Origin of the sequence: Streptococcus pluranimalium (assembly GCF_047785745.1) — a bacterium.
Classification (GTDB): domain Bacteria; phylum Bacillota; class Bacilli; order Lactobacillales; family Streptococcaceae; genus Streptococcus; species Streptococcus pluranimalium_B.
In genome coordinates, this window is sequence record NZ_JBLOJT010000081.1 from 1 (window position 1) to 8,386 (window position 8,386).

The 8,386-nt window shown below is 39.0% G+C and carries 10 protein-coding genes; all 10 read left to right on the forward strand.

All coding sequences use genetic code 11. From position 1 onward, the window contains the following. Positions 1 to 96 precede the first annotated feature (96 nt). The 10 genes from ACMZ6U_RS08000 (at position 97) to rfbB (ending at position 7,890) form a co-directional block, all read left to right on the forward strand. Positions 97 to 432, forward strand: a complete 336-nt coding sequence (locus ACMZ6U_RS08000; protein ID WP_104968850.1) for a PadR family transcriptional regulator — start codon at positions 97 to 99, stop codon at positions 430 to 432. After that, positions 419 to 1,033: a DUF2812 domain-containing protein gene (locus ACMZ6U_RS08005; RefSeq protein ID WP_416107741.1), complete on the forward strand. Its 615-nt coding sequence runs from the start codon at positions 419 to 421 to the stop codon at positions 1,031 to 1,033. Before ACMZ6U_RS08000 ends, ACMZ6U_RS08005 begins: the two co-directional genes overlap by 14 nt. Positions 1,034 to 1,128: 95 nt before the next feature. Continuing rightward, positions 1,129 to 1,815 (forward strand): tRNA (adenine(22)-N(1))-methyltransferase, encoded by a 687-nt coding sequence (locus ACMZ6U_RS08010; RefSeq protein WP_416107743.1) that lies wholly within the window; start codon positions 1,129 to 1,131, stop codon positions 1,813 to 1,815. Beyond that, complete coding sequence (locus ACMZ6U_RS08015) at positions 1,805 to 2,593, forward strand: Nif3-like dinuclear metal center hexameric protein (RefSeq protein ID WP_416107745.1); 789 nt, start codon at positions 1,805 to 1,807, stop codon at positions 2,591 to 2,593. The genes ACMZ6U_RS08010 and ACMZ6U_RS08015 overlap by 11 nt, the downstream gene beginning before the upstream one ends. Positions 2,594 to 2,602: 9 nt before the next feature. Continuing rightward, entirely contained in the window at positions 2,603 to 3,427 is an 825-nt protein-coding gene (locus ACMZ6U_RS08020; protein ID WP_416107747.1) for a ZIP family metal transporter, read from the forward strand. 20 nt (positions 3,428 to 3,447) lie between these two features. Further along, positions 3,448 to 4,563 carry an NAD(P)/FAD-dependent oxidoreductase gene (locus ACMZ6U_RS08025; RefSeq protein WP_416107749.1) on the forward strand — a complete coding sequence of 372 codons (1,116 nt, stop codon included), beginning with the start codon at positions 3,448 to 3,450 and terminating at the stop codon, positions 4,561 to 4,563. 65 nt (positions 4,564 to 4,628) lie between these two features. Next, positions 4,629 to 5,498, forward strand: a complete 870-nt coding sequence (gene rfbA / locus ACMZ6U_RS08030) for a glucose-1-phosphate thymidylyltransferase RfbA (protein ID WP_416107751.1) — start codon at positions 4,629 to 4,631, stop codon at positions 5,496 to 5,498. Continuing rightward, positions 5,498 to 6,091, forward strand: a complete 594-nt coding sequence (locus ACMZ6U_RS08035) for a dTDP-4-dehydrorhamnose 3,5-epimerase family protein (RefSeq protein ID WP_416107753.1) — start codon at positions 5,498 to 5,500, stop codon at positions 6,089 to 6,091. Before rfbA ends, ACMZ6U_RS08035 begins: the two co-directional genes overlap by 1 nt. 1 nt (position 6,092) lies before the next feature. Further along, positions 6,093 to 6,581, forward strand: coding sequence for a phosphoribosylanthranilate isomerase (locus ACMZ6U_RS08040; RefSeq protein WP_278023610.1), 489 nt, complete (start codon positions 6,093 to 6,095; stop codon positions 6,579 to 6,581). A gap of 268 nt (positions 6,582 to 6,849) precedes the next feature. Next, positions 6,850 to 7,890: a dTDP-glucose 4,6-dehydratase gene (gene rfbB, locus ACMZ6U_RS08045; protein ID WP_416107755.1), complete on the forward strand. Its 1,041-nt coding sequence runs from the start codon at positions 6,850 to 6,852 to the stop codon at positions 7,888 to 7,890. The last annotated feature ends 496 nt before the right edge of the window (positions 7,891 to 8,386 follow it).

Sequence of the window (8,386 nt, forward strand, 5' to 3'; positions counted from 1 at the left end):
TCTTTTTTTACTATACAGTTGACATGTATAGTACAACGATATATAATAGCGTTATAAAGTTAAACTGTATAGTGTATGGAAAAGAGGTGTATGGTCTTGAAAAGGGCGAAAGAACTCCCACTGACTGAAACGACCTACTATATTTTAATGGCTCTGTTAGAACCTGGACATGGTTACCTAATCATGCAAAAAGTAGAAGAGATGAGCCTAGGAGATGTCAAGATTGCTGCTGGTACCATGTATGGCGCCATTGAAAACTTATTAAAACTGGAATGGATTGCATCGGTTCCAACTGATGATAAGCGTCGAAAGGTATATCAGACAACAGTTAAAGGACGTGAAATATTAAAACTTGAGATTGAACGTTTTAAAAAATTGTTAATGGTTGCTGAAGATGAAATGATGAAAGGAGAGCATGATGCGGAAATGTAAATTATTTTTTGGGGATATCAAGAAAGAAGAGACTTGGATTAACGCAGTTCAAGCTAAAGGTTATGTTTTTGAGGGTGTAGGAAGTTATGTGCCACTCTATCGTTTCCGAAAATCTAAGACTGGCAACTATCCGATTGTCAAAATTGATTTTAGGTCTTTTAAGAAAAATGAAGAGTATATAGACTATATACAACTGTTTAACGATTATGGTTGGGATCACATCAGTGGCTCACTTTGGTCAGGAGAACAGTATTTTCGTCAGCACTCCCCCACTGTTTCAGAGGAAATTTTTTCAGACGATGCTTCAGTTGTTGATATGAAAAAGAGATTATTAAAAAACGTAGCCTTCCTATTTATTCTCTTTAGTTTAACCAGTTTATCACTATTACTAAGTTATCAGACTGGTGGCTATCCATCATTTTTAAATCCAAAATCGTGGTATCTTACGCCAGGTTTATGGCAGTTATCGGGTTGGGATTTTTGGGGACACTTTCTTTCTGAAACTCCCTTTGTTTTATTCAGAGCCCCTTTATTGGGAATAGTTTATGCTTTATTTGCTCTTGCTTATGGTAGAACCTATTTGACATTAAAAAATCGTTAATAATCGCAAGAATATTCACAGGATTACCACCCAAACTAGGGTGGTTTTTTGGTATAATAAAACTATTGTAAGAATGAAAGAGTAAACAAAAACAAATGGAAACACAATTATCAAAACGACTTTCAGAAGTTGCTAAGTTTGTCCCTAAAAATGCTGTTTTACTGGATGTGGGAAGTGACCATGCCTATCTTCCTATTGCTCTATTGGAACAAGGTCACATTGAGCGGGCTATTGCTGGTGAGGTGGTAGAAGGTCCCTATCAATCAGCTATCAAAAATGTGCAGTCTTCACACTTATCAGATAAGATTGAGGTTCGTTTAGCCAATGGATTAGCAGCATTTGAAGCAAGTGACCAGGTGTCAGCTATTACAATCTGCGGCATGGGTGGTCGTTTAATCTCTGAGATTTTAGATGCTGGTAAGGAAAAGTTAGCAAGTGTTGAGCGCTTGATTTTGCAACCCAATAATCGTGAGGACGATTTACGACGCTGGCTTGAGAAAAATGACTTTCGCATCGTCTCAGAAACAATGATGACCGAAAATAATAAATACTATGAAATTATCGTGGCTGAGCACGGCCAAATGACTTTATCAAACGATGATTTTCGCTTTGGTCCCTATCTTTTAAAAGATAAGTCTGCTGTTTTTAAAGCTAAATGGCAAAGAGAGTGGGATAAGTTAGCGTTTGCTCTGTCGTCTGTACCAGAAGAGAAATTATCAGAACGAGAGGTACTTATGACAAAAATGACAAAGATTAAGGAGGTCATTTCTGATGTTAGCTAAGGAAGTTATCGAAAAATATGAAAATTATTGTCCACCAGAATTATCCATGGAGGGCGATGTTGTTGGCTTACAAATTGGTACGCTAGATAAGGATATCAAGAAAGTAATGGTAACGTTAGATGTCCGTGAAAACACAGTTTTAGAAGCTATCGTCAAAGAGGTAGATTTGATTATTACCAAGCATGCACCAATTTTCAAAGGCATTAAGGATCTGGTATCGTCACCTCAACGTGATATACTGTTAGATTTGGTTAAACATGATATTGCTGTCTATGTTAGCCATACTAATATTGATATTATTCCAGATGGTCTCAATGACTGGTTTTGTGAAATTCTAGGTATTGAAAATACGGAACCCTTGTCTTTGACCACTGATCAAGTGGGTATTGGAAGGATTGGTGATATTCCTGAGCAGACTTTGGAGGATTTTGCCATAAAAGTTAAGGATAGCTTTGGTTTAGATAGTGTTCGTATGGTGCGCTATGATGAGCAAAATCCAAGGATTTCAAGAGTAGCTATCTGTGGTGGTTCGGGGCAATCCTTTTATCAAGAGGCTTTAGCAAAAGGTGCTCATGTCTATGTGACTGGCGATATTTATTATCATACAGCTCAGGAAATGATTACGGATGGTCTATACGCCATTGATCCAGGTCATCATATTGAAGTACTTTTTATCTCTGAGATTGCTAAACGTTTGAAGCAGTGGAAATTAGAGGAAAAATGGGAAGTGGATGTTCTTGAAAGTCAATCATCGACCAATCCCTTTTCACATCGGTAGAGGTGATTTATGATTGAATGGCTATCATCGCAAAATGTTGTGTTACTAGCTTTTTTAGCAGGTTTATTTACATGGGCTTGTACGATTGTTGGATCAGCTATTGTTTTTTTCTTTAAGCATATTAGTCGAAAGCTACTAGACGTCATGATGGGGTTTGCGGCAGGTGTCATGATTGCGGCTTCCTTTTGGTCGCTTTTAGCGCCGTCTATTTCCTATGCAGAAAGTTCTTATGGGAAATGGGCCTTTGTTCCAGCTGCGATAGGTTTTCTCTTGGGAGGTTATTTTATTCGTCTCATCGATGCTTTAGTGCCTCACTTGCATTTGGATAAAGGTATTGAAGACGTCGAAGGATTGCAACCGGAGAAAAAATTGTCGAAAACTTCTCTCTTATTTTTAGCTATTATGATTCACAATATTCCGGAAGGTTTAGCTGTAGGCGTTACTTTTGGTGCCTTGGCTCAAGGGACTTTTAGCGTTCCGGCCTTGATTGGCGCTATCAGTCTTGCTGTAGGAATTGGTCTGCAAAATATTCCAGAAGGAGCTGCCTTATCTATTCCAATCCGAGCTGATGGTAAAAGTCGAAGAAGAGCCTTTTGTTTAGGTGTTTTATCAGCTATTGTAGAGCCCATTTTTGCTGTTCTTGGTGCAGCTCTTGTTCTAGCCATGATGCCAATTTTGCCCTATGCCCTGTCTTTTGCAGCAGGCGCTATGATTTTCGTTGTAGTAGAAGAGTTAATTCCAGAATCACAAACAAATGGTAATACGGATATTGCAACACTTGGTCTCATGATGGGATTTGTGATTATGATGGTGATGGATGTGGCCTTGGGTTAAGTCTTAAGAAAGGAAATAATATGAAAATTGCTATTATTGGCGCTGGTATTGTAGGTTCAACTGCAGCCTACTATTTGTCAAAAGAAGAGGATCTCCAAGTGACTGTTTTTGACCATGGTCTTGGTCAGGCAACAAAGGCAGCTGCAGGTATTATTAGTCCTTGGTTTTCACGCCGCCGTAATAAAGCCTGGTATAAAATGGCTCGCTTAGGAGCGGATTTTTATCCACAACTAGTAGCAGATTTGCAAAAAGATGGATTTGACACGTCCTTTTATAAGCAAGTTGGTATTCTTCTTCATAAAAAGACACCTGAGCATTTTCAGGATTTATATGATTTAGCCTATAGTCGGATTGAAGAATCACCCTTGATTGGAGAATTGAAAATTCTTTCTGAAGAGGATGTTAAAGCTGCTTTTCCAGACTTAGAGACAAAAGGTCAAATGCTCTATGCCTCAGGTGCAGCTCGCTTAGATGGTGCGGCCTTAACGAAGACCTTATTAGAAGCGGCAGCTTGTCCAGTGATTTGTAAAGAAGTGACGTTGACACAAGTTGGAAATTGTTACGATATTGACGGTCAGCATTTTGACAGGGTTATTCTGGCGACAGGTGCCTGGTTAGGAAAAATTTTGGAACCATTGGGCTACGAAGTGGATGTTCGTCCTCAAAAAGGACAGCTATTAGACTATCAGTTTGAGGATTACCAAACTGAAAATCTCCCTGTGTTTATGCCAGAAGGGGAACTAGATGTCATTCCTTTTGTGAATGGCAAGGTTTCTGTCGGTGCTAGTCACGAAAATGATAAAGGGTTTGATTTGACGGTGGATCAATCCATTTTAGACCGATTAGAGTCAGAAGCGCGTGTTTTTTTCCCTAAAGTTGATGAGGCGCTAGCAAAAACGGATCGTATCGGTATCAGAGCTTACACTAGTGATTTTTCACCATTCTATGGTCAAGTCCCTGATTTAGAAGGTGTCTATGTTGCCAGTGGCTTAGGATCATCAGGTTTGACAACAGGGCCACTCATTGCTAGAGAGCTCGTCTCAATGTTACAAAATCAAACCTTTTTGTTGGATGCCGAAGCTTATAAAGCTTCTAACTACATTTGGAACACATTGGAAGCTGACAAATATAGTTAAAATATGATAAAATAAAACGGTTACTAATTAAGGAATAAATTTTCTATAAAAAGGAGTCTTTCATTATGAAAGGTATTATTCTTGCCGGTGGTTCAGGAACACGTTTGTATCCTTTAACACGTGCTGCGTCAAAACAACTTATGCCTATCTATGATAAGCCAATGATTTTTTACCCATTGTCAACCTTGATGTTGGCTGGGATTAAAGATATTTTAATCATTTCAACACCTCAGGATCTTCCACGTTTTAAGGATTTGTTAGGAGATGGGTCAGAACTTGGCATTAACTTAGCCTACGCTGAACAGCCAAGTCCAGACGGTCTCGCACAAGCCTTTATTATTGGTGAGGAGTTTATAGGAGATGATAGTGTCTGCTTGATTCTAGGTGATAATATCTACCACGGTAATGGTTTGACTAAAATGCTCCAGCGTGCAGCTTCTAAAGAAACAGGTGCGACTGTTTTTGGCTATCAAGTCAAAGACCCAGAGCGTTTCGGTGTTGTTGAATTTGATGAAAACATGAATGCCATGTCCATTGAAGAAAAACCAGAAGAACCAAAATCAAACTTTGCGGTTACTGGCCTTTATTTCTATGACAATGATGTGGTAGAGATTGCTAAAAATATCAAGCCTTCACCTCGTGGTGAGTTAGAAATTACGGACGTCAATAAAGCTTATCTTGACCGTGGCGATTTATCTGTTGAGTTGATGGGACGTGGTTTTGCTTGGTTGGATACTGGTACACATGAATCATTGCTTGAAGCTAGTCAGTATATCGAAACCGTTCAACGCTTGCAAAATGTTCAAGTAGCAAACCTTGAGGAAATTGCTTACCGTATGGGTTATATTACCAAAGAACAAGTTCTTGAATTGGCACAACCACTGAAGAAAAATGAATACGGACAATACTTGCTCCGTTTGATTGGAGAAGCTTAATGACTGAACAATTTTTTGATAAAGAACTAGCCTGCCGCAAAATCGATGCTATTCCAGGGCTCTTGGAATTTGATATTCCTGTCCGTGGTGATAACCGTGGCTGGTTCAAAGAGAATTTCCAAAAAGAAAAAATGGTGCCTATTGGTTTTCCAGAAAGCTTTTTTGAAGAGGGAAAATTACAAAATAACGTCTCTTTCTCACGCAAAAATGTTCTTCGTGGCTTGCACGCAGAACCTTGGGATAAATATATCTCTGTTGCAGATGAAGGCAAGGTTTTAGGATCTTGGGTTGATCTTCGCGAAGGTGATAATTTTGGTAATGTCTATCAAACAGTTATTGATGCTTCAAAAGGTATCTTTGTGCCTCGAGGTGTTGCTAATGGTTTCCAAGTCTTGTCAGATAAGGTGTCTTATAGCTACTTGGTCAATGACTACTGGGCTTTGGAACTCAAGCCAAAGTACGCTTTTGTCAATTACGCAGATGAAACACTTGGTATTAAGTGGGAAAATTTAGAAGCAGCAGAAGTTTCAGAAGCAGATAAAAATCATCCCCTTCTCAAAGATGTGAAACCTTTAAAGAAAGAAGATTTATAAAATGTTTGAGAGCTTTTTGGAAATTGCAGAGCGACTCAATCATATTGGGATTACACCGCTTCTGATGGGCAGTCTAGGCTTAGAAATTCGAACTGGAAAAAGTTGGAATCCACAGGATATAGACATTCACGTCCCTAGTGATCCTAGAGGTTGGGAGGCACCTGATGAAGGAAGGATTTACCAGTTTGATGAACTCAATCTCATTATGGAAGCATTAGGTTATCATTTGGTCGACAGACATGAACACGAATTTCAGAAAAGTAATCTTTCCGTGGAATTCGGAGGTATTCATTCTCTACCAGCCTTTGCTGGTGTAGCCTTAGAAGATCTAGAAGAAATAGAGAATCAGGGCATTCGCTATTATCTTCCTACCTTGGAACAATACCTCAACATTTACCAAGCTTCCTCTAAAGATAGCTATCGCGCAGAAAACAATAACCAAAAAGATTTTGACAAAATTGACTATTTAAAAGAAATCTTAGATAAATAAGGCGAGTAAAGCTAGCCTAGAAGGATAGTTTCCGCAGTGGTGAAAAGACCATTAACAGAATGTTATCGGTCTTGGAACAGTTGATACCTAGGCTAAACTTTAGGAATGGAATGCTAAGCTCAGTTGCTTTGACGCCTAGAAAGGAAATGATATTTTTCCTTTCTAGGTTAGTGAAAACCGTAGCCGATCGCGACAGCTAGTGGCGGCAACTGTTTGCCGTCGCACTACTTTAGCAAACTATCAAAAATAAAAAAATTTGGAGAAAATAATGTTTAAACACATCATCGTCACAGGTGGAGCTGGTTTCATCGGTTCTAACTTCGTGCACTACGTTTACAACAACCACCCAGAAGTCCGCGTGACTGTTCTTGATAAACTCACTTATGCTGGGAATAAAGCGAATATCGAAGCTATTCTTGGTGATCGCGTTGAATTGGTTGTTGGTGACATTGCTGATGCGGAATTAGTGGATAAATTAGCTGCTAAGGCTGATGCCATCGTTCACTACGCAGCTGAGAGTCATAATGATAATTCTCTCAATGATCCAAGTCCGTTTGTTCACACCAACTTTATCGGAACTTACACCCTACTTGAAGCAGCTCGTAAGTACGATATCCGTTTCCACCATGTGTCAACAGATGAAGTTTATGGTGATTTACCACTTCGCCAAGATTTACCAGAACATGGTGAGGGGCCAGGTGAAAAATTCACTGCCGAAACCAACTACAACCCATCATCACCTTATTCATCAACTAAGGCAGCATCAGACTTGATAGTCAAAGCTTGGGTGCGCTCATTTGGTGTCAAGGCGACTATTTCTAACTGTTCAAATAACTACGGACCATACCAACACATTGAGAAGTTTATTCCGCGCCAAATCACCAACATATTGGCTGGCATTAAACCAAAACTTTATGGTGAGGGTAAAAACGTTCGTGACTGGATTCATACCAATGATCATTCAACTGGAGTTTGGGCTATCTTAACTAAGGGGCGTATGGGCGAAACTTACTTGATTGGTGCTGACGGTGAAAAGAACAACAAAGAAGTTCTTGAAATGATTCTTGAAAAAATGGGGCAACCTAAAGATGCTTATGATCACGTCACAGACCGTGCAGGTCATGACTTACGTTATGCTATTGATTCAAGTAAGCTTCGTGAAGAGCTTGGTTGGGAACCACAATTTACTAACTTCTCAGAAGGTTTAGAAGAGACTATCAAGTGGTACACTGACAACCAAGAGTGGTGGAAAGCAGAAAAAGAAGCCGTTGAAGCAAAATACGCTGCAACGCAAAAAGTTATTCAGTAAAACAAAGAAACTTGTCTTTTCAGAAAAATGAAAGACAAGTTTTTGATTTATGAAATATCATACCGTTAGTCACAATCTCTATATGATTATAATGATAGGACTTTTCGGTCATCTTACTAGCTGATTCATGAGCTATCTTGCGAAAATAGTTTTTAGAATTTATTGTGAGATGTCTCGTTTTTTAATTTTTAGGCTTGCCTTTAAGTTCTTTATAGAAATGACTCTACTCTCTATTATTTCAATTCTCATACTAAAGCTTAAATCCACGTCATTTCGTAGACTAGGAGAGGATATCGTAGTCCAGTATGAATTCTGGAGGCTGCTAAAGAGATGCTACTTTAAGAGAAAAATTTTCGACAATAAAATGAGGCTGGGCAAAAACTAGCTTCAAAATAAAACCACACAGTGATTTCCGTCTCGAAAACAATCAAGATGAAAGAATCGCTGTGTGGTTTTTGAGTATTTGAAGTTTTTGAGCCTAGATTCTTGGCCAATT